This is a genomic window from Paenibacillus ottowii, from assembly GCF_006874425.1.
Taxonomy (GTDB): Bacteria; Bacillota; Bacilli; order Paenibacillales; family Paenibacillaceae; genus Paenibacillus; species Paenibacillus ottowii.
Genome location: NZ_VIJZ01000010.1, coordinates 90,756 through 113,852, shown reverse-complemented (window position 1 = coordinate 113,852; position 23,097 = coordinate 90,756). Strand labels below are relative to the sequence as shown.

At 46.0% G+C, this 23,097-nt stretch carries 16 protein-coding genes; 11 read left to right on the top strand and 5 right to left on the bottom strand.

The features are described 5' to 3' along the window. Nucleotides 1-103: 103 nt before the first annotated feature. Nucleotides 104-1,615, bottom strand: coding sequence for a monooxygenase (locus FKV70_RS21150; RefSeq protein ID WP_142614221.1), 1,512 nt, complete (start codon nt 1,613-1,615; stop codon nt 104-106). Between the two features lie 308 nt (nt 1,616-1,923). Between FKV70_RS21150 and FKV70_RS21145 the strand changes: the two genes are divergently transcribed. Then, nucleotides 1,924-2,421 (top strand): DinB family protein, encoded by a 498-nt coding sequence (locus FKV70_RS21145; RefSeq protein WP_142614219.1) that lies wholly within the window; start codon nt 1,924-1,926, stop codon nt 2,419-2,421. Nucleotides 2,422-2,534: 113 nt separating this feature from the next. On the opposite strand, the gene FKV70_RS21140 is transcribed toward FKV70_RS21145, so the two are convergent. After that, nucleotides 2,535-3,356, bottom strand: a complete 822-nt coding sequence (locus FKV70_RS21140) for an endonuclease/exonuclease/phosphatase family protein (RefSeq protein ID WP_142614217.1) — start codon at nt 3,354-3,356, stop codon at nt 2,535-2,537. A 5-nt stretch (nt 3,357-3,361) separates the two neighbouring features. After that, nucleotides 3,362-5,026: a PTS transporter subunit IIBC gene (locus tag FKV70_RS21135; RefSeq protein WP_142614215.1), complete on the bottom strand. Its 1,665-nt coding sequence runs from the start codon at nt 5,024-5,026 to the stop codon at nt 3,362-3,364. Between the two features lie 244 nt (nt 5,027-5,270). On the opposite strand from FKV70_RS21135, the gene FKV70_RS21130 reads away from it, so the two are divergent. The 9 genes from FKV70_RS21130 (at nt 5,271) to FKV70_RS21090 (ending at nt 18,626) form a co-directional block, all read left to right on the top strand. Next, nucleotides 5,271-6,278 (top strand): LacI family DNA-binding transcriptional regulator, encoded by a 1,008-nt coding sequence (locus FKV70_RS21130; RefSeq protein ID WP_142614213.1) that lies wholly within the window; start codon nt 5,271-5,273, stop codon nt 6,276-6,278. A gap of 154 nt (nt 6,279-6,432) precedes the next feature. Beyond that, nucleotides 6,433-8,715, top strand: coding sequence for a glycoside hydrolase family 65 protein (locus FKV70_RS21125; RefSeq protein ID WP_064795613.1), 2,283 nt, complete (start codon nt 6,433-6,435; stop codon nt 8,713-8,715). Nucleotides 8,716-8,740: 25 nt separating this feature from the next. Further along, entirely contained in the window at nt 8,741-9,406 is a 666-nt protein-coding gene (gene pgmB, locus FKV70_RS21120; RefSeq protein ID WP_142614211.1) for a beta-phosphoglucomutase, read from the top strand. 169 nt (nt 9,407-9,575) lie between these two features. Next, the gene (locus FKV70_RS21115) at nt 9,576-11,054 is read left to right on the top strand and encodes a spore germination protein (protein ID WP_142614209.1); all 1,479 of its coding nucleotides are present in this window, start codon (nt 9,576-9,578) and stop codon (nt 11,052-11,054) included. Between the two features lie 4 nt (nt 11,055-11,058). Then, on the top strand, nt 11,059-12,213 hold the full coding sequence (locus FKV70_RS21110) for a Ger(x)C family spore germination protein (protein WP_142614208.1): 1,155 nt from the start codon (nt 11,059-11,061) through the stop codon (nt 12,211-12,213). Nucleotides 12,214-12,231: 18 nt separating this feature from the next. Next, complete coding sequence (locus FKV70_RS21105) at nt 12,232-13,332, top strand: GerAB/ArcD/ProY family transporter (RefSeq protein ID WP_244310799.1); 1,101 nt, start codon at nt 12,232-12,234, stop codon at nt 13,330-13,332. 187 nt (nt 13,333-13,519) lie between these two features. Beyond that, nucleotides 13,520-15,175: an SWIM zinc finger family protein gene (locus FKV70_RS21100; RefSeq protein WP_142614204.1), complete on the top strand. Its 1,656-nt coding sequence runs from the start codon at nt 13,520-13,522 to the stop codon at nt 15,173-15,175. Next, nucleotides 15,172-18,135: a DEAD/DEAH box helicase gene (locus FKV70_RS21095; RefSeq protein ID WP_142614202.1), complete on the top strand. Its 2,964-nt coding sequence runs from the start codon at nt 15,172-15,174 to the stop codon at nt 18,133-18,135. Before FKV70_RS21100 ends, FKV70_RS21095 begins: the two co-directional genes overlap by 4 nt. A gap of 146 nt (nt 18,136-18,281) precedes the next feature. Further along, nucleotides 18,282-18,626 carry a hypothetical protein gene (locus FKV70_RS21090; RefSeq protein WP_142614200.1) on the top strand — a complete coding sequence of 115 codons (345 nt, stop codon included), beginning with the start codon at nt 18,282-18,284 and terminating at the stop codon, nt 18,624-18,626. 475 nt (nt 18,627-19,101) lie between these two features. On the opposite strand, the gene FKV70_RS21080 is transcribed toward FKV70_RS21090, so the two are convergent. Beyond that, nucleotides 19,102-19,887 carry an alpha/beta fold hydrolase gene (locus FKV70_RS21080; RefSeq protein WP_142614198.1) on the bottom strand — a complete coding sequence of 262 codons (786 nt, stop codon included), beginning with the start codon at nt 19,885-19,887 and terminating at the stop codon, nt 19,102-19,104. Between the two features lie 554 nt (nt 19,888-20,441). On the opposite strand from FKV70_RS21080, the gene FKV70_RS21075 reads away from it, so the two are divergent. Then, nucleotides 20,442-22,016, top strand: coding sequence for a sensor domain-containing diguanylate cyclase (locus FKV70_RS21075; protein WP_331709492.1), 1,575 nt, complete (start codon nt 20,442-20,444; stop codon nt 22,014-22,016). A gap of 125 nt (nt 22,017-22,141) precedes the next feature. Here FKV70_RS21075 and FKV70_RS21070 read toward each other — a convergent pair whose 3' ends face one another. Next, nucleotides 22,142-23,023, bottom strand: coding sequence for a LysR family transcriptional regulator (locus FKV70_RS21070; RefSeq protein WP_142614196.1), 882 nt, complete (start codon nt 23,021-23,023; stop codon nt 22,142-22,144). Nucleotides 23,024-23,097 lie beyond the last annotated feature (74 nt).

Genomic DNA, 23,097 nt, shown 5'->3' with positions numbered 1-23,097 from the left:
CGAACAAGTAGTCACTCCTTTGGCGATACTCCTCCTTTCATTATAGCCCACATTTGTTTCACTGGAAACAATATGGTCATGTCATAACTAAACCCTTTCCCCTTTATATCAATGTGACAATGCCATCCTTAATCACACTCGATATGTCCGTTTGTTTCACCGAAATGGCCCAAGCGATATACCCATCAGGACGAATGAGAACCGTATGCACATCCCTCCATCCAACGGGCAATTCATCGGCTACGGCTTCGACGTATGAAATATGTGAAAGTGAGATATGGCGCAACTCATTCGATATCTTAGTATCCTGTGCAAGATGGAGCAGCACAAACCGTCCTTCATGTAAAAGATCGTAAGCATACGATGTCATTCCATCAGGCAACCACAATTCAAAATCAGCAAACCGTTTCCCGTTCAGTGGATGCTGCGGTACATTGCCAGCCGCTGGATAACATACATCCAGTGCACTAATTTGCTCTGCCATAGAGCGATTAATTTCCGGATGGCGGAACCATTCCTCGTGTAATTGGCGGTGTGCCAATACAGCAGGCGTAAAATCCAATAAGCGGGTCTGAACCTCGGTATTCCGCAAAAACTGCGTATTAACCGGATAACGTTCGTCATGATAGCTATTCAGCAGTGTGTCTGGAGCCCAGCCACGAATCACTCCGGCCAGTTTCCATCCCAGATTTGCCACCTCTTGCAAGCCAACATTCATTCCCTGTCCACCTGCTGGGAAGTGAATATGTGCCGCATCACCTGCTAGCAGGATTCTCCCTTTGCGATAGGTCTGCGCCTGCCGCGTTGCATTCCCGAATCGAGATAACCAGCGAGGATTGGATACGCCGAGATCTGTACCGAGCAGATCATACAGTCCTGTCTGCACTTCTTCCAGCGTCACAGGCACGTCCTTCGGAATCTCCATCATTCGTGGTGTAGTCAAAATAACCCGATAAATATCTGGATACACGGGGGCAATCATCACCCCACCTCGTTCACTATATTCGGAATGCACGCCACTTTCAGGCGGATTGGCTAGCTCTGCATCCGCCAATATAGCGGTCAGAGTCGTATCCGTGCCCGGAAAAGCAATCCCGGCTTGTTTCCGCACGATACTGCCGGCTCCATCCGCTCCTACGACATAGGTAGCCGTCATCACCGCTACATTGGCTTGTGGTCCAGATGTGCATACACTCACCACCTCCACACCCTGCTCCTGCTCCTGCTCCTGCTCCCGCACAGATACCACTTCCATGCCACGATGAACGACAACTCCCAGCTTGAGCGCATGCTCCTCGATCACCTGCTCTGTAATCACCTGTGGAATAAACAACGTATAATTAGAAGAACTATCAAGCACAGAAAAATCCAAGCGGGTATTCAGCATGGAAAAATGACCCGTACGTATAGGTCTGCCGAGCTTCATAAACCGCTCCTTCAATCCACGCATATCAAACATCTCAAGCGTTCGTGGATGTAGCGTAAGCGCACGTGACTGGTCACTAGGCTCCTCTAAACGTTCAATTACACATACGCTTACTCTTGCTAATGCCAACTCCGCAGCGAGCCACATTCCAACAGGTCCGCCGCCCACTACAATCACTTCGTAATTCATGTTCACACCCCTATCTAACTGCTTTATTTCCAACACCTAATTGTTTCACATGAAACAATATATACACACGTAAAGCTCCCCTTAACATTTCCGCATATATTAAACAATCCATTAAACTTTCGTATATTGTTTCATAAGAAACAATATTATTTTAATTTAATTGAGAACATTTATCAACTACTTTATTCTAACGATTTCTGTTCCTTAATCTTAAATCATGCACTCATTTCCATTTCATAAAATATAATTGTATAATCGTTAAATGAAACTAAGCTAGAACAAACTCTCCATAGAAGGGATGATTATACATGTCGGATGCCAACCAATTATTCGGTCAAGCGCTGGTTGAATCACTGGTCGGGGAACGTGGACACATTCGAGTCGCTCGCGCCCTGCCGGACATTGACGTCGAACTGGCAGGGAAGAAAAATGCAGAAATGCCCTACAGCATTTATCAACTGCTGAAGCATATGATTTACTGGCAGCAATTTATGTTGGAGCATCTGGAAGGGCGGAAGCCCCAGCTTCCGGGCGATGTCATGGAAAGCTGGTCCCAAGAAACTGGACCGCAAAGCGAAGAAGCATGGCAGGCTGTTATTAAAGAATTTCTACAGGGTATAGATCGGGCTGTGCAAATTGCCGAAACTGCGCAACTGGATGAATCTCTGGCTCATTTCCCAGGGGAAACAAAAGCAGGATTGTTGCGGAATATCGCCTCCCATAATTCATATCATCTGGGTGAAATTGTACTGCTGCGCCGCATTTATGGAGCTTGGCCACCACCAGGAGGCGGCTTTCCTGCATAAAGCGCGCTCATGGACCGTTTTAGCATTAATATTCCCTTTTATTACAATATGATGTTGGTCTTGATTGTAAGAAAAAGGCCACTTGCATAAACAAGTGGCCTCCTTTTGGGTCATCACAGCTCCAGCTCGACTGCAATCCCAAAATGATCGGATACAACGGGTCCTGTTTTTCCATTCAGTACAACCGTTGAGGATTGAACCTCTACTGCCTTACTGGAGAAAACATAGTCAATACGGAGTGGCTCCGCATTACTTTCCCAGCCAGCAATAGCTTTGATAACCGTGTGTCCTGCATCACGTACAGCAGCGTTCGAATAGGTGTCTGACCAACCGGATTGCATTACATAGTCATATCCCTCTCCGCGCATTTCAGCCGCGTTGTTAAAATCCCCCATCACAAACACAGGAGCCGGAGCTAAAGGATCGAGCAATTCGATTGTACGATCCCATAGTCCGCGGAAGGATTCCTCATCTTTCCACCAGTTGTAATGCCCACTGACAAACCAGGACTGCACTCCGTCCACCACAGTCTGAATGCCCACAATTTTACGCGAGCGGTAGTTGTCGTAATCCTGTATTGAGGAAACATATTCGCTCACCGTAGCTGTAATCGGTGTTTTGGACAGAATCGCCAAACCCTCGTCATATTTGGCAAAGCCAACATGCGCGGGAGCCCACGTCCAGTGATAAGCATCGGATAATAGACCGTTCAGCACATAAGCATAGTTATCGCGTTTAATGACAACTTCAGGGTCTGCACTATAGTAAGCGGCCAAATCATCCACTGACAATGGAGTCTCTTCTATAGACTGGTTGACTTCCTGCAAAGCAATGACATCAAACTGCTGCTCATTAATAAAAGCAGCCAATTGCTTCAGCTTATCGTGTTGGTTTTCTTCCATCCAAGCATGTGCATTTAAGGTTAACAATTTCAAGCTAATCACCTATTGAGTATGTCTTGTATATCTGATTTAAGCACATCGGCCTTTGGCCCGTAAACCGCCTGTACTCCATTATCTACTTTAATTAAGCCCAAGGCGCCTAACGCTTTCCACGTCTTTTCATCCCCAACGGCTTCTGTATCCTTCACCGTTACACGCAGTCGGGTCATGCAAGCATCCACCTCGACAATGTTCTGCTCACCCCCAAGTGTCTTGATGATATCCGCAGCCAGTTGATTTTGAGTTGAAACCGCTGCCAAACCATCGCCTTTTGTACTCTCTGCTTCGGAAGTCGCTTGAGGCTCTTCATCTGTATAATTCCCCAGTCTTCCTGGCGTAGCCATTTTGAATTTGCCGATCATAAAATAAGCGATAAAGTAGGTTGCTACCGCAAACACTACACAAGTCAGCACAAAGTTAATGATATCTTGCACCAACCCTGCATTTATAGACAATGGCAAGCGAGTCAGCAGCTCAATCATACCAAACGAATGTAAACGCAAATGTATAATATCAGCCATTCCGAAAGCAATACCGGTAAGAATAGCATAAACCACATACAATACAGGCGCCACGAACATAAACATGAATTCCAGCGGCTCCGTCACCCCTGTTAAAAAGACGGCTGCTGCTGCTGAGAAGATCATCGACTTGTACTTGCCGCGTTTATCTTTGTCTACACGTCGATACATTGCTACTGCCAACCCCATAAGGATGCCCGCTCCGCCGATCATTTGTCCTACCTTGAAACGGGCAGGCGTCACGCCTCCCAGCAAGTTGTTGTAGGCTGCCGGATCCGTACCACGAAGCGCACTGAGATCACTAGCCCAAGCCAGCCACAGCGGGTCTTGCCCAGCAACAACGCTTCCTGCTCCAGAACCCGTGAGCACCGTGTAAACGCCACCAAGTTGAGTATAGTTAATAGGAACGGTCAGCATATGATGAAGACCAAAAGGAATCAACAGTCTCTCCAGTGTACCATAGACAAACGGCGCTATAAAAGGAGCCGACTCTCCCGAAGTCGCCAACCAGACGCCAAATTGGTTAATCCCTCCTTGGACAAATGGCCAGACAGCAGACATGATCAAACTAACGATTACGGACCATAAAATCACAACAAACGGAACAAAACGCTTACCGTTAAAAAACGCCAGAGCATCAGGAAGCTTACGGTAATTATAATATTTATTAAACACCACGGCCCCGACGAAGCCAGATATAATACCGACAAACACACCCATGTTGAGTGCAGGTGCCCCCAAAATAGAGGTGAAATAACCACTAACCGGAATCGTTGCACCGAAGAGGGTATGGGTAGTTGCTCCCTCTTGGGTTAGCATCTTCGACGATACGCCCAAAATCGTTCCTGTTGAAATATTGATGAGAACAAAGGCAATTAAAGCCGCAAAAGCTCCACCCGCTCGCTCCTTAGCCCAAGAGCCACCAATCGCCACGGCAAATAGAATGTGTAAATTGTTGATGATGCCCCAACCCAGATTCTCCATGACCCCGCCGACAGTCACCCAGAAATGAATATCGCCAGCCAACATCGCCACTACTTTACCCAGTGAAATCATAATCCCGGCTGCTGGCATGACAGCAACAACCACAAGAAGTGCCTTCCCAAGCTTTTGCCAAAAATCAAATGATAGAAGTTTTTTCATGCTCGTTCAGTCTCCATCCCTTATAGTATGTATAGCATGGGTAGTGCTCAATAAAAAAATTATGCAATCGGTTGCACGATTATTATAATGATATCGCTTTCTATTGGCAATACCCTAGTTATAAATATCTTGGTGAATGATGATAGAAATACTCGAAAAAGCCGCTAATTTGTTGAAATTGGAGCAATATCGTATGATAGAACATAATATTTTCTGCTTGAGATAGCAAAAGGAGACGAAGACGATGGCAGTAACCATCAAAGATGTCGCAAAACGTGCTAAAGTTGCTACTTCCACCGTATCCCGTGTCATTCAAGACAGCCCCAAAATCAGCGAAGCCACCAAGGCACGCGTCCGCAAAGAAATGAAGGCGCTTGGCTATGAACCTAACTATTCCGCTCAAAGCCTGGCTAACCGTGTCACACAGTCGATAGGCATTATTATGCCTGAATCGGACGTGGCGATCTTTCAGAATCCTTTCTTTCCAGAAAGCCTGCGCGGGATCAGCGAATGGGTAAACGAGCACAACTATACACTGTCGATTGTCACAGGCAAAACGAGTGATGAATTGCTATCCCGCGTAAAGCTGATGACCCGGACCGGACGCGTTGACGGCTACATTGTCCTGTACTCCAAGCAAAAGGACAGCATCGTGGAGTATCTTCATAAAGAAAAAATCCCCTATACCGTCATCGGCAAGCCTCAGCAGTTTGTCAGTGAAACCACCCATGTAGATAACGATAACTACCAGGCTGCCAAGGATGTGGTCACGTATTTGACGGGGCTGAATCATGAGCGCATTGCTTATGTTGGCGGTGACCAGGAACACGTCGTGAATCTTGAAAGACTCCGAGGCTACCAAGATGCGCTACGAGAAGCGGGCTTGCCTCTACCGGAGGAATACGTGGTCAGGGAGCCTTTTAATCTGGGGGATATGCGCACGCTATTGCAGGCTACCCCGCCGCCTACGGCGATGATCGTTAGCGACGACCTTGTAGCCATGTCCGTACAGAAAATGCTTGCTCAGTTAGGCGTATCCATGCCAGAGCAGCTGTCCATGGTGAGCTTTAATAACCTGATGCTGGCTGAACTGATGAATCCCCCTCTTACTTCCGTGGATATTGATATCTTCAGCCTTGGTTATCAGGCTGCCAAAAGTCTGATCGAAAAAATTGAAGACCCGAAAGAATTGACCAAGCACATCATTGTCCCCCACCGAATTGTAGAGCGCAAATCAAGCCAGACACTATGAATCTCTAAGAAATGAACAAGAACTGATTTTGTGGATATCCATAAAATCAGTTTTTTTGCGTTGACAGGGCAAGCGGTTGCACTATATACTGAACTCGCTCATATATTGGTTCCGTTCAAACAACGATCTCATTTTCCGAGAGGGGTACGCAATCATGGTTTACAACCGATTATTTGACGTAGATAGTTGGAAGCTGACAACACACACTCTACATAGCACACACATGCGATTACAGGAAAGCTTAACGTCCATAGGCAACGGCTATATGGGCATGCGCGGCAATTTTGAAGAAGCTTATTCAGGTGATCATCATCAGGGGACGTATATCTCCGGAATATGGTTTCCTGACAAAACCAAGGTAGGCTGGTGGAAGAACGGCTACCCTGAATATTTCGGCAAGGTCATCAATGCCATGAATTTCATCGGCATCCGTCTGATTGTAAACCAAGAGGAAGTGGACTTATTTACGGCACACATCAGTGATTTTGTGCAGGAGCTGGACATGAAGCAGGGAATCCTGCGGCGCGCTTGTACTGTGAACGACCAGGTTCGTATCACTACAGAGCGTTTTCTGAGCGTTACTACACGTGAATTATGCCTGATTGATTATCAGGTCGAAAATATAAGCGATCAGCCTTTAAGCATTGAGCTTGTTCCTTATTTGGATGGCAATACGAAAAATGAGGACACCAACTATGACGAGGTATTTTGGCTGGAAGAAGCCCGTGAGGTTCAAGAGCAGTTCATCAGCCTGTCCGCAACGACGATAGATAATCCCTTCGGTATTCCGCGCTTTACCGTAAACGCTACCATGGGTATTGTCACCGAGGGACAAGATGAGCAGACGACGGAAGAGGGCTTTTTGTATGCTGCACGCCATTATCTATACAACGTCTTACCAGGTGACCGTATCCAACTGCAAAAAATTGTAGCCGTCACCACTTCACGCGATATGGAAAAGGATGCATTGATTCCGCAAGGTGAACGCATCGCTGTAGAAGCTGTGAACAAAGGCTACACCTCTCTTAAGCAAGAACATATCGACGCTTGGGCCAGACGCTGGGACAAGGCAGATGTTGAAATTGAGGGAGATACGGAGGCGCAACAGGGAATACGCTTTAACATTTTCCAGCTGTTCTCTACGTACTACGGTGAAGATGCCCGTCTGAATATCGGACCGAAGGGCTTTACGGGCGAAAAATATGGCGGTGCCACCTATTGGGATACAGAGGCATATGCCGTACCTATGTATCTGGCGCTTGCCGATCCGGAGGTAACGCGAAATCTGCTGCTGTACCGTCATCAACATCTGGAGGGTGCCAAGCATAACGCAGCCCAGCAAGGGCTTCGCGGGGCACTGTATCCTATGGTCACTTTTACAGGCGTGGAATGCCATAACGAATGGGAAATTACCTTCGAAGAAATCCATCGTAACGGTGCAATTGCCTATGCCATTTACAATTACACCAATTATACGGGGGACTTGACCTATCTGCATGACTACGGAATCGACGTACTGGTCGAAATTAGCCGCTTCTGGGCCGATCGGGTTCATTTCTCCAAGAGCCGTCAGCAGTACATGATCCACGGGGTTACCGGGCCAAATGAATACGAAAATAACGTTAATAACAACTGGTATACCAATACGCTGGCTGCATGGGTTCTAAAATATACGTTGTCGGTCTTGCCTCAAATCTCGACTGAGAAATCGCAGCGCCTGGCAGTTACAGCCGATGAGCGTGCACATTGGCAAGATATCATCAACAACATGTACTATCCTTATGATGAAGAACGTGGCGTCTTCGTACAGCACGATACCTTTATGGATAAGGATTTGCAGCCTGTATCCGCTTTGCATCCTAGCAATCTGCCACTTAATCAGAAATGGTCATGGGATAAAATCCTGCGTTCCTGCTTCATTAAGCAAGCGGATGTACTGCAAGGGCTCTATTTCTTTGGAGACCAGTTCACGCTGGAGGAAAAAGCGCGCAATTTTGCATTTTACGAGCCGATGACCGTTCATGAATCCAGTCTGTCTCCTTCGATTCATGCCGTACTGGCCGCTGAACTCAAAATGGAGGATAAGGCAGTCGAAATGTATAAACGGACGGCTCGTCTGGATCTGGATAACTATAATAATGACACCGAAGACGGACTTCATATCACTTCCATGACAGGAAGCTGGCTGGCGATTGTACAGGGATTTGCCGGGATGAGAACCTATAATGAAACACTCAGCTTTTCCCCTTTTCTGCCGAAGGACTGGAACAAATATACGTTTAAAATCAATTATCGCGGCCGCTTGCTAAGTATTCTCGTACAGGAGAGTGAAGTAGTCATTACCCTGCTGGACGGAGAACCGCTGACACTGGAATTGTATGGACAGCCGACGCACATTACCAGCGGGCAGCCGTTAATGGCGAGCAGTGCTTCATAAATGAACCAACCAGGGAGGTAAGCAAATGAAGGCAGTCATTTTCGACTTGGACGGAGTCATTACAGACACCGCTGAATACCATTTTCAGGCATGGGGCAGCTTGGCGGAAGCGCTCAGCATCCCTTTTGATCGGGAATTTAATGAACAGTTAAAGGGAATCAGCCGTACGGAATCGCTCGACAAAATTCTGGCACGTGGTAACCTGTCCAATACGTTTTCAGAAGAAGGCAAGCAAGACCTGGCCGTACGAAAGAACACCGAGTATCAGCGGCTCATCTCGGCTTTAACTCCCGCAGATGTCCTGCCGGGCATTCAGGCACTTCTGAAGGAGCTTCGTGAAGCAAAAATTGGCATCGCGCTGGCCTCTGCGAGTAAAAATGCAGCGTTTATACTGGATCGGCTGGAGCTGGCACACTATTTTGATAGTGTGGTGGATGTCACAGCCATTCGGAATGGAAAGCCTGACCCGGAAATTTTCCTCGCCGGAGCTGCGAATCTGGGCGTTCGACCTGCCGACTGTATCGGCATAGAAGACGCACAGGCTGGCATTCAGGCGATCAAGAGCGCCGGGATGTTCGCGGTCGGTGTAGGCACGCCTTCACAAATGCAAGAAGCCGATATCGTAGTAGCGACTACAGCCGAGCTTTCTTTGAGCATGCTGGAGGAACATTTTTACGAGTTTAAAAAATGATCGCATTCTGAATTAAGTTCATATGACGTTATATATGACTAGAGACGAACACCATGAGGTGTTCGTTTTTGCTTTTGCCAGAAAAAAGGACTAATGAATATTTATCACTATTTTACACATATTACATGCATATCATGCATTAGGCTTTTTGAAGGGGGAAGCATAATTAGTGGCAAGATCACTCGAGGCAAAATTAGATTATCTTGAAAAGACTCTGGGTCATCTTCCTGATATCGTCTTTAAAAAAATGAATGTGGGCCAGACGGGAATTCATGTCATTATGATCTATCTCTCCGGTATTGCGGATATAAGTCTGATTAACGAACAAATCGTCAAGCCGCTTATTTTAACTGGAATCCGTGAAAACCACTCCCCAGTTAATCCTGAGAAAATAAAGGAGGAGTTGATACAGCAGACAGCATTTACGATCAATATGAAAGAAGGGACAGACCTTGAGACGTGTGTAAGCAAAGTGTTATCGGGCGATACTTGTCTGATGATCGAAGGAACGGACGATGTTTTTTTTGCTTCTACAGGCAAATTCCCTTCGCGAAGTGTTGATGAACCCAGCACCGAAACTTTGGTAAGAGGGCCAAGGCAGGGCTTTATTGAGGATTTGGAAAGCAATCTGGCAATGGTTAGACGACACATCAAAGATCTCAGTTTTAAAATTGACAAAATAACTATTGGAAGAAGATCTTCTCGGGCATTAGCAATCTTGTACATATCAGATATCGCAAATCCAGAGCTAGTGCAAGAAGTTAAACGAAGAGTTGAAACGATTGATGTGGACGATGTTTCCGATACTGGGGTTATTGAGCAATGGATTGAGGAAAGTTCATTGTCTCCGTTCCCACAGATTCAAGCCTCTGAACGCTCGGATAAAGCTATAACGGCTTTAATGGCAGGGAGAGTTGTCATTATGCTAGATGGCACCCCCTTTGTCTTAATTGCTCCCATGACCTTCTGGATGTTGGCTCAATCCCCAGAGGATTATTATGAGCGGTTTCCATTAGGGACATTTTTCCGCATGCTGCGTTTAACGGCTTTGTTCATTGCAACATTCCTACCTTCGTTGTACGTTGCACTCATTTCTTTCCATCCTGGGTTGATCCCGCCTGAGCTGGTCATATCTATTGTTGCGTCAAGGGAGGGGATTCCCTTTCCCGTTTTTGTAGAAGCTTTAATTATGGAGGCATCATTGGAAATATTACGTGAGGCAAGTCTACGTCTACCCAAAGGAATAGGGCAGGTCATTGGGATTGTAGGCGGCCTGGTTATTGGGCAAGCAGCTGTTGAGGCGGCGGTCGTAAGTCCTATCCTGATCATTATCGTTGGTCTTACGGCCATCGCGTCCTTTGCGAGCCCACAGTATAGCGGCAGTATCGGAATCCGGCTTCTTCGTTTTCCCATTATGATGATGGCAGGGGTTTACGGACTATATGGAGTCATTTTAGCCTTTATTTGTTTAGGCGTACACATGGTTCAGATCAAAAGCTTTGGCGTTCCTTACATGTCACCGCTAGCCCCAGTTCGACTAAGAGATCAACAAGACACCTTGATTCGGGTTCCTTTTAAATACCTTAGAAAACGTCCTATCATGCTAAAAACACAGGACGAAACACACTCTAACAGGAAAAGGAAGTAAGCCTATGATCTCATACCTCTTTCTGCTTCGTCGAACTTTATGGTTACAAAAATGCTGTGCCGCATGGATCGCATGTGCTCTTCTCGCCGGTTGCTGGGATAGTAAAGAGATCGATACCTTGAGTATTATCCAGGGTGTCGCCATTGATACGGATCAGCAGGATATGCTGGAACTTACCTACCAGCACTTAATAGCGCAGAAATCCAGAAGAAATATGTACAGCAACGTAACCACTTTAGACAAGGATTCCATTCAGTCTGCTTCCAGGGAACAGGCCAAGCAGGTATCCCGTGCTCCTTTATATAGTTTTATTCGCTTGATTTTAATTAGTGACGAAGCTATACAAAAAAGAAGAATCGACCAATTGTTGGATACGTTTACTCGATCCTATAAACCAAGTCGAAAATCACTTGTTATGATCATAAAAGGCAATGCAAAAGAAGCGCTCAATAAGATCGGCAAGCATCAAGAGATCCCTTCTATTGACCTCGAGGCATTGGCTAAAAATAGCGATTTAAACTCAAAAATACCTTCTAGAATAACATTGGGGGAAATTTCTACACATATCTCACAAGGAGCTGACTTCCTCGTCCAATACATAGAAACCGATGGAGGCAACCACTTCTCAGGAGCAGCTCTGATCAGCGGTAAAACGAAGAAATTTGCTTATAAGCTAGACGAAGAGGATGTCAGTGGAATTAACTGGCTGCTTGGAAAAACAAAAGATTCCATTATTAAAACAGAGATGTCCAAGTCAAATCAGTCGATGGTGTTTGACGTTGAGGATGTCCACACAAAACTTATTCCCCACATGAACGGGCAGGATCTCTCATTCACAGTTCGTATTAAAGCAGATACCAAACTTAATGAAAGCACGGTTAATTCTGTAGACTTCCTGAAGGAATCATTCATCCAAACTGCCAAAGAAGCGGTGCAGGATGAAATCAAACAGACCGTATCCCAATCACTAAATACACTTCAAAAAAACATGAGAGCAGACGTAGTCGGTTTTGGCACAAAGGTAAAAGTAAATTATCCCGCTTACTGGGATCGGGTAAAGGAAAATTGGCAAGATACATTCAGTCAAATACCAATCGATGTTAAGGCTAAAGTACAGATCAAGCGAACTGGTGCTTATTCAAAAGAAGAGGGTGAGTAAATGTCTAACATACCTTCCATGAAACAAGAAAAAATTTCTACCCTGCAAGCCTTATTCACCGTCACTTCGACTGTATATGCTGTGGGTATTGTCAGTTTACCAAGAACCATTGCAGAAAAGACGAAAACGCCCGACGTGTGGCAGGGACTTTTGCTTGCAACTCTACTTGGGATCGTCGTTATTTTTATCCATGTTAAATTATGTCATCGATTTCCAGGAAAAACGTTCTATGAGTTCAATCCTGTGATTGCAGGTAAACTCATCGGCTTTCTGATCAATATCGCATTTATTGTATTCTGCATGATGATCTGCTCTCTTGTGTGTAGAATGATGGCAGAATTTCTCAAAGGTCTTGCACTGGAGAGAACGCCAATAAGCATGATTCTCATGCCGTTTCTTCTGCTTATTGGTTATTTGACCTGGGGCGGTCTCCATGCCATGGTTCGATTGATCGAGCTTTTTTTCCCTTTAACCTTTATTGTTTTTTTATTGTTGATCGTTTTTAATATCAACCATTTTAATCTTGATAATTTGCGTCCGGTTTTCCATAAAGGATGGCGTCCGATCTTTGAATCACTTAAAGTTATCCCTTTCTCTACCATGGGTTTTGAATCCATCCTTATCTTAACTAATGTAATGGCCAATCCACAAAAAGCATGGAAGGCTGGTTGGATCGGCTACTCGATTGCAATGGGGTTGTATATTTTAATGGTCACAATGGTCGTTGGCTGTATGTCAGTCGAGGAAGTCTCCCGACTGCAGTGGCCAGTCGTTTCTTTTGCACAGCAAATTGAATTCCCCGGCGCGTTCCTGGAACGATTTGAAATATTATTTATCATCTTGTGGACGATCAAAATTTTCATGACCGCCTCAAATTATTATTTCTATATTGTTACCGGGATCAGCCAGCTCACCCAGAAATGGAACAAGTATATCTGTTATCTCCCGTTAATTATATTATTTTGCCTGAGCATATACCCACAAAATTTTATTGAAATAGGCAACTTCGATAAAATAATCGGTTATTTTGGAATTGTTATAAATGCGGTAGTACCCTTGGTGCTTCTCGTCATCTCTATGGTTTTCCATCGAACAGAAAAAACGGATGGGAAACAGTAAAAGATATCTCCTCGTTCTTCCCAATGACTCTCCCCTTATGCTATAGCGTAAGGGGCTTTACTTTTTAATCAGCGGTTATCCTTCGAAATTTTCCAACTGCCTCCTCCACTCAATTACATTCGCGAACTGATATAATGGAAGAGTTAAGCTATTTCCAGATCAACTATTCTCTCTTAGGAGACTAATTATGAAACCAACCTATCTTATGGATGATATACAGTGGCAGCGGCTTATTCAAAATGTGGCTGACCATTTTAATGATGTGACGATCAAACGAGGTTTCCAGTATTTCAAGCAGGGAAAGGTAAAAGAATTTGCAATGCCTGATGCCGACCATATCGCGGCTGTCGTGGACGGGAATGAGCTTTATGAGGTAGATCTCCACTTGGCCGCTTTTGCTGCCAGCCGATGTACATGCCCTGTTCATACCAACTGCAAGCATATGATCGCCGTATTGCTGAATTACGCGAATGAACAGGAACGTTCCGTACATGCATTAGTGAATGCTCATTCGGCGGGATTCACACGGTTGACTGCAAAAGCAGACACCCGTATCCCACCTGCTTCCCGGTCGAACCTTTCGCTGGAACACAACGAAGCAGCAAGGCATGCTCTCAGTAAAACAGCCAGCAACATACCGGACATACCCGTTTCCGAATGGCACGATCTGTTTGATCAATGTATTGCCTTGAATCATGTACACACCCAAAATTCTCAATATGTTCAAAGCGCTCTAGCTTCGATCTATGCGGTGAAGCCGCCGCTCTCACCTGGCATGCAGCAGCTATATGGACTGCATGCTCATCTGCGTGTACTGGAAAAGCTGCTGCCTCAGGCCCCCATGACAGGTTACCCTACTCATACCTATATGGGCTACTACACCCAAATCGCCGCAGATGAGCTTAAGGAGGCAATCGAGCGTGATTTTGAGCGTCCCTTGGAACTGAATGATGAACCGATGCACGAAGCCCGTATGGCAGAAACCTTAGCTTATTTGCGCCGAAAAATGCTGACAGAGTCGCGGAACGGTACTTATTTTGCGGACGCATATTTTCAGTTTTGGCTGTACTGGGTGCATCCTGTAAGGCAGGATTCCAGCATATATACAGAGGAATTACAACATTTACATGCAGCTGAGGAAGACCTTGGTGCAACGCTGGCACGGCTTCCATGGATGCTGGCTCAGAGCTGGATGTATGTATACCAAGCGCAGGATCAAAAAGCCTGGGAATTGCTACAGGGGGCAGAACGAGCTTTTCCACTAAAAATCTCCTCCGGCCAATTGCTGTTGTTCTTATACGCGTTGCGACAGGCTGAAGATTGGGTACGTCTCAAAAACGGACTGCGGCATATCGGTCCCCTGCTCCACAGCCATCGGGATGATCATTTACAGGATTATATGCATTATTGGGAGCTGGTTTTGCAGCACCTTCCAGATACAGAAGAGGACATGTGGGACACGCTGATGGGTATGCTTCCATTTGCCGGGAGGATGTATGAAGAGGCCCTGCTTGCTCATGAAAAATGGCAACAATGGATTGACTATCAGCTAAGCATACGCAGTGAACCTTTAAGTTTTCGGGTGAGCATGCTGCAACCGATTGAAAAGAATGCACCCGAGTTGATACTACCTTTTTACCATCAAGCGGTAGAACGTTATGTGCTGGAAAAAAACAGATCCAGCTATAAAGCAGCAGTTAAGCTGTTAAAGCGATTGTCCAAGCTGTACAAAAAAATGAAGCAAGAAACACGCTGGGAGCTGTTCTTCACGACCTTTACCAGCCGTCACAGCCGCCTGCGAGCATTACAGGAGGAATTGCGGAAAGGGAAATTGTTATCATGAGCCAATATACCGAAACAATTACGGTGCATATCCAATTAACTACCTATGGAGATGCGCTAATCTATGGCGATTCCTCCATGAACTATAGCATTTCCGGCCAAATGCTGAAGCAACGTCTGTTTGCTTGGCATGAGGCTTCATTCTACGGCACCGAGCTGGAGATCCAGCATGTTCAAGACACCGATATTATCGTGCTGCCCTCGGAGCAAGTGATTCCTTTTTTGTCCGAGCAGGAGCTGCTGAAGCATATCGAATGGATCTGGGACGAGGCCAATGCCCCGTGGCTTCGGCTGATCCCTCTATTAGCTCACTGCATTGAGGCAAAAGCCTATGTGCCCAGCTTTGCGTCGTTTCAGGCAGGGAAGCTGCAATGGGAATGGGATACAGAAGCCTTGGAAAATATCCAACCGGCAGAGCTGACTTTGCTGGACCGATTGGATCAGAACGAGCGCGACGGGTTGATAGCGGCGTTCTCAGCCGCTATCTTTCAGCGCTGGTACGGCACCGAAGCGGAAGCCGCTGACCTGCGAAGAGAATATCCGATTCTCTTCGCCCCTAATCGCCAGGTCACGGCCGGTCTGGACGCTCAAGCATGGCTAATCGCCATTGGCTGGAAGGCTGATACCGCGCCTTTCCGCCCGCTTCTGCAACTACTGGAGCCAGAGCTGGAGGACGACGAGCCGTCCTGGCAGCTCAAGCTTGTGTTGCAGGACAAGCAGGACCCGGCCTTGCTGGTGCCTGTACAGCTTGCCGACGATGGTTACGCATCCGGTTCATGGCCCGATGCGTGGACGGCGCATGTGCGTGAGCGCTCAGGCGGATGGCTGGAACGCTTGACTGCCATGTTGCCCGCAGGCCAGCTTGCCGGAAGCCGCGACGATATACTGAGTCGCCCGCTCTCTGACGAAGCAGCATGGCAATTCCTGACGACCGACAGCCAGCGTCTGCTGGAAAGCGGTTGGCAGGTACTGCTGCCGGCTTGGTGGGAGGCAGCCACTCGCAAGAAGCCAAAGCTGCGGGCCAAGGTTCGCCCAGGCGAAGGGGCAGAAGCGCGCGCAAAGGGCGGCTCGCTGTTCGGACTGGACTCGATTGTCCAGTTCGATTGGCGTGTAGCCATCGGCGATGCCGATCTGAGCGAGTCGGAATTCGCCGAGCTCGTGGCTCGCAACGAGCGCTTGGTACGCTTCCGCGGCCAATGGATCGCGCTCGACCCTGCGCTGCTGGCGCAAATCCGCCGAGCCATGAACGGGATCGACAGCGCTCAGGGATTGTCCTTTCAGGACATCCTGCAGCTGCATCTGCTCGGCAACACCGACGAGCCTGAAGGCAACGCTTCAGGCGAGCAGCCGGAGGACCCGGCACGCTTCCGACTGGAGGTCGAGCTGAACGCTCATCTGCTGAAGCTGATCAGCCAGCTCGGACGGCAATCGGACTGGCCCGCTTTGGACGTACCGGACGGGCTGCAAGCCGAGCTGCGGACGTATCAGCAGGACGGGTACGCATGGCTTGCCTTTTTGCGGCGCTTCGGATTGGGCGCCTGCCTGGCCGATGATATGGGACTTGGCAAAACGGTGCAGTTTATTACTTACTTACTGCACCTACAGGAAATTGCCACCGAGACGGGTGTGCGCTCCAGTTCCCTATTGATTTGCCCGACTTCGGTGTTGGGCAACTGGCAGAAGGAGCTCAGACGCTTCGCTCCTTCCTTGAGGGTCATACTGCACTATGGAAGCAAGCGGGAGCAAGGAGATTGGTTCCGCGAAAAAGCCGCGCAAGCGGATGTCATCCTGACTTCTTTTGCTACAGCAGCTTTGGATCAAGAGCTGCTGCAAAGCATAACCTGGGATTCGATCTGCCTGGATGAAGCGCAAAACATTAAAAATGCACAAACCAAGCAATCCACTGCTGTTCGCAGCTTCCCTGCACGTCATCGTATCGCGTTGACAGGAACACCTATTGAAAATCGGCTGTCCGAGCTATGGTCCATTTATGATTTTATCAATCCAGGTTATCTGGGTAGCTCACGCGCCTTTAGCAACCGCTTTATGAATGCTATTGAGAAAGAACATAATGAGCAGCGCACGATGGATCTGCAAAAGCTGGTTCAGCCTTTCATGCTGCGGCGCAAAAAGAAAGACCCTGCGATACAGCTCGATTTGCCCGACAAGAACGAGATGAAAACGTACATTCACCTCACCTCCGAGCAGGGCGCGCTCTATGATCAGATTGTTAAAGAACTGATGGAACGGATGCAAAAGCTGGAGGGTATCGAGCGCAAAGGAGCTATTTTATCAGCTCTGACCCAGTTGAAGCAGCTTTGTGACCACCCTGCTCTCTTAACCAAAGAGGCGCTACCGGATGCAGCAGCTTCTGGTTATCGTCCATCCGATCTTGAAGCGATCATTAACCGTTCATCCAAGCTGGAGCGCATTCTAGCTATGGTCAAAGAGCTACGGGAGGAAGGCGATCGCTGTCTTATTTTTACGCAGTATATTGGTATGGGGCAGATGCTTCAGCAGGTACTCGCTCAGGAGCTTCAAGAACCCGTGCTTTATCTGAATGGCAGTACATCCAAATCTGCGCGGGACCGAATGATTGAGCAATTCCAATCTCACACGCTCCCTCCTGACGAACAGCCGTCCGTGTTTATTTTATCGCTCAAAGCAGGGGGCGTGGGTCTCAATTTGACAGCTGCCAACCATGTCTTTCACTTTGATCGCTGGTGGAATCCGGCTGTTGAAAATCAGGCTACAGACCGAGCCTACCGGATGGGACAAACCAAAGATGTGCAGGTCCACAAATTCATCTCGCTCGGCACGCTGGAGGAACGCATTGACGAAATGCTGGAGAGCAAGCAGCAGCTCAGTGATCAAATCATCACCAGTACCGAGGGCTGGATTACGGAGCTGTCTACAGAAGCGTTAAAAGACCTCTTCACGTTACGGCGCGATTGGGCATAATGATGTCTCATATCGGACTATCGTGTATACAGAGTACCCGTTCGGGTTTGTTATATGCCTATTTTAAGGTAGAGTAGTTTATAGCACGGTCCAACGCTCCTTTGTGTGCATTTAATATCTCATCACAACAAAGGAGTTGATTTTTAGTGGCCATTCGTCCTCCAAAAACGCTGAAATCTACGGGCAGAAAAGTTCCTATTACGAGATATCGCAATGTCAGCCCAACACAAACATTTCGTCGATTTACAGTTATCTGGGCTAACAATGATGGTGTACCTTTTAACACAACCGGATTTTTCGCTACACTTCGCCGTTTAGATGGAACTTTCGTCCAGGCTGCAGGCTTTGACAGTTTTGGTACTGCTCGATTCAGCAGGGTCCGCACACCTACGAACCAAGCTTATGTTCTGCGCACCTTTAGAGATGATGGAACGCTGTTCCGGATTAGATCCGTACCTGCTGGCGTGTCCTCATTTGTCGTAATCGGTTAAGTTCGTACCAAACGCAGCCTAGACGTAATTAAAAAAGAAGTCAGCAACAGAGCATATCTGTACTGACTTCTTTTTTGTTTACTACCTATATCTGAACTCCAACGAATTGCTGAGGAAAAGTACTATTGACAATGAATGACGTTATGAAAATCAGCTCCGTAGACAGAAGCTCTCTTGCGTCGGACCCGGTCAGTTTCAAGGCTGGAATAGGCCTAGCGGATCGGGGACTTGGAAAGCATTTAGCTCTTGAGCTTTTAAAAAGAGGCGCAAAAGTCTATACCGGAGCAATAAATCCGGATTCTGTAGTAGCTGCAACAGAGGTTGCGAAAAATGTAAGAAGCCTGAGAAACAACCTGCTTTCAACAGATCGTTTCTCAGGCTTTTATCTTTCTGTGAATACTCCGGTTAACTTCTTTTTCGCTTCGCTCTTCCCAAGCGCAAGAGGGAGTGAATCAAAAAACAGCGCTTATCGGTACTATCCAATAAATTGCCTCAACAAATGGTTGAACCTGTCACGCTCTTCCCAAAATGCGCCATGACCGCTGTACTGAAACGGGACAAGCTGTGAATTTCTTATGTTTTGATTGAGTTCCTCGGCCTGTGCAAATGGAATCACTTGGTCGTGAATACCATGGACAATTAACGTAGGGACAGATATTTGGGGCAGGTCACCATATACATTTTCATCCCTTAACATAACTATGACAGCCGCAGTTGACCAGCCTCCTGCCTGTAATCCCAACTGAAAAAACCAATCTGAGAGCGGATCTGTTATATACTGGAAGAAAAAACTGTCTATTAATCCCCGTATCATCTTGGGCCGATCCTTTAATGTTTCATTCAGCATTTGATTGGCGGCTTCTTTATCAGCAAAACCCACGGGAGCCGCAGCGTCTATGAGAACAAGCTTAGATACTCCGTAACCCTTGAACCTGGCCATATATCGAATTACAATTGCTCCACCTGTAGAGTGACCCACAAGTATAAAGTTATTTAATTGAAGGGCGCCGATTAGATTGCGAATATCATCTGCCAATCGGTCCAATGTGTAGCCGTGAAAGGGTTTATCTGAATTGCCGAAACCTCTCCAGTCTATTCCTATGCAGCGGTACCCCTTTGCAGGAAGAACATTAAACTGATATTCAAACTGTTTATGGCTCAAAGGCCAGCCATGTAAAAAAACGATGGTCTTGCTACCCTCAGGATTTAAATCTTCCACATATAAATTTACGCCCGGTTCTACATTAACATAGTATCCCACGCATTTTCCTCCAGTATTTGTTGAAGTGACTTCACCATAAAATACTCAGTCAAGCGAACATAGGTGAATATCTAACTGTCAGCTGCTCGTTAAAAGAGCCCCTATGAATCAGCGTGGCAAATCCTTTTACAATTGCTCTGCAAAACCGGTTATCCCGAAGGCTGTAATTTAATGCTAGAGTTTCGAATCCTGGCTAATCTCTTGACCGTGTCTACAGTCGTAAGTCCGCTTTCATTCGATAAGTATTCCATAATAAGCTTGTTCAAAAATAAAAACAATTCCCATTCATTTCCTTAAAGTTATAGTTCATTAGCAGCCCCCTTGGATTTTTGTGTGATTTGTCCTAAAATGTTCGTGTTAGTTCCGAGAATAGTAGTTCAACATCCCATTATCCACTAATCCTATGTTTCGCTAAAACCCGGCAGGAAGTATCTTCCGCCCTGTTGTCAAATACATACTTCAGGCGGTAGCTGATTAATGAGTAATACCGCTGTTTAATTGAAAGTCTGCTACTATTACTAACGAGAGTAACATCGACAATAGACAAACATGATATGGAAGGACTTCCTATGTTTAGATATATGATTGCGAACTTCGCCTTGTTAACAGCGTTCCTTTTTCTCTTCAACCATTTATTCAGGGGCTACTTGATGAAAGATCATCGGACCTTGCGATTCAAGCTGCTTATAGGAATTATGCACGGCTGCTGCGCTCTTTTTCTTCTGTTGTTCAGTTATCAGGTTAACGGAACGTCCTTTATCGATTTCCGGCATATCGTTGTCATCAGTTCCGCTTACTTTGGGGGTCTGCCTGCTTCTTTAGTGACCGTCGTATTTTTTGTGTTTGGCCGGGTAACCTTAATGGAAACCTTTACACCTCTGCTTACCAGCATCATGCCGTTGTTTTCGATTACATTAGCTGCCATCGGCAGCGGGATGATTATGCGTATTGTTAAAAGCTATAGTCTCCGCTGGTTGCTTTCAGTTCTGCTGAGCATGACGCTCATAACCGTTGTATCGCTCTTGAGGGGGATTACAAACGATACCTATTCCTATTTAGCATTTGTCGGTTTAGGCGGACTTTTTACAGCATCGCTAATTGCCTTCTTTTCTACGACAAATCAATTAACTATACAATTAGAGCACAGCGAGCGAAAGTACCGTTCCCTCCATGCCCTTCAAGAGGCGATTTTTCAATCCGCAGTAGGCACGGCTATAGTAGCCTTTGATTACCAGGGAGAGATAACACATGCCAATAAGGGGGCCGAAAAAATGCTTGGCTACCGGTCCGACGAGCTGATTGGCAAGGCATCCCCTCTGATCTTTCACGACGCGAATGAAGTCGAGACTTACGGGCAAGAGCTATCCGAAAAAATTGGGAAACCTGTTCATGGAATCAATGTGTTTTTTTATGGAGCGTCAGAACATGTATCTGAAGCACGTGAGTGGTCATATATCCGAAAAGACGGTGCCAGACTAACGGTATTGATGACATTATCGCCGCTTTTACTGGATGGGAAGATGGTTGGGGTCATTGGGAGTGCTACGGATATCTCCGAAAGGAAGAAAATGGAGGACCAATTAAAGCAGCTTTCCCTGCTCGATGGCCTAACCAAAATTGCAAATCGCCGTTTTTTTGATGAAATGCTTAAGCATGAATGGGAACATGCCATGCAGCATCAGACAGGGCTGTCTCTCCTTTTCTTTGATATTGATCACTTCAAAGCATACAACGATTTATACGGACATCAAGCCGGGGATGATTGCTTGCGAAAAGTAACGTCCATTGCCAAAAAGGCCCTCAATCATCCGGCAGCCACATTTGCTCGTTACGGAGGGGAAGAATTTACGGTAATCCTGCCAGCTATGAGTACCGGACAAGCGGTGCAAATGGCCGAAAATCTGAGATTAAGCATAGAAAATGCTGCAATCCCGCATAACGGATGCATGAAAAATGTGATTACGGTGAGTATTGGTGTCTCAATCTGCTATCCTGATGCCAACAGTGCTCCAGAGGAGCTCATCGCAAAAGCAGACGAAGCACTTTACTACTCTAAGTGGCATGGGCGCAATCGTATAACTAATTACAAGGAGATACCGACAAAAGCAAGTAACACTTCCACCCTATAACCTCATACCTAATTACACTGGCTACACAAACAGCAGGGGCAGTTGGGTCCTTAATTCCCCAGACTGCCCCTGCTGTTTGTTCACAAGATGCGAGTTTATAAACAATTGTGAGCGAAGAACTGGGTTCAGGTGAGTAATTCTTTTAAAGTTGAAATCCATCGCTTTACTTCTAAGCGCTCTTCACCTCGAAGACAAGCAACACCATAAATCACTTCTTCAGTGTAGCTTAAAGGAACAAACGAGATCTCGTTATCCTCAACAACCACGAAATTCGGCAGAATCGAAACACCAAGATCACTTTTTATCATGGTGTTTATTGTATTTATGGTATCTCCGTAGGTAAAACTTGAATCAGGACAATTCTCAATAATTTTTCTGTGCATGCTTTTTAGTGTTGGAGGGGATTGGTGCTCGTTAAATAAAATGATCGATTTATGATTTAATTGTTCGAAGTTTAGTTCACGTTCATTCGCAAGAAGATGATTTTGGGGCAAAACACAAACATACGAGCCTTTAAGAACGGGGTAAAAGCAAAAATCAATGTCCTTTCCTAAATTATCTTCTGTAGTAAATATAATATCAAACTTTTGGTTTAATAAGTCATCTTTTTCTCTAGTCAAATTGGATTTTTTTAACTGAATTTGAATCTGTGGATATTTTTCCTTAAATCGCTTAATAATATCCGGCAAAACTTTCTTCTCAAAAACAGTCTCGGTGTAGCCAATGATTAAGGTACTATCATATTTTTCCGAAAGTCGTTTTGCTTTCTTTATGGATTGGTCTAATCTAAATAGAAGCCCTTCAATATCTTCATAAAAACTATTGCCGGCTACAGTCAAATTGACAGTTCTTTTGTTCCGAACGACTAAAACGATTCCCAATTCATTTTCTAAGCTTTTGATGTTGTGACTCACAGCAGGTTGTGTCAAATTTAATTTATTCGCAGTTGTTGAAAAGTTAAGTGTCTCAGCAAGAGAAACAAAGCATTTTAGTTGTTGAATATTCATTTGAAACACCCTTTTAGTAATAAATGTTTTTTATAAATCATAACATAAGGTAATTACACACTTGCGGCAACCTA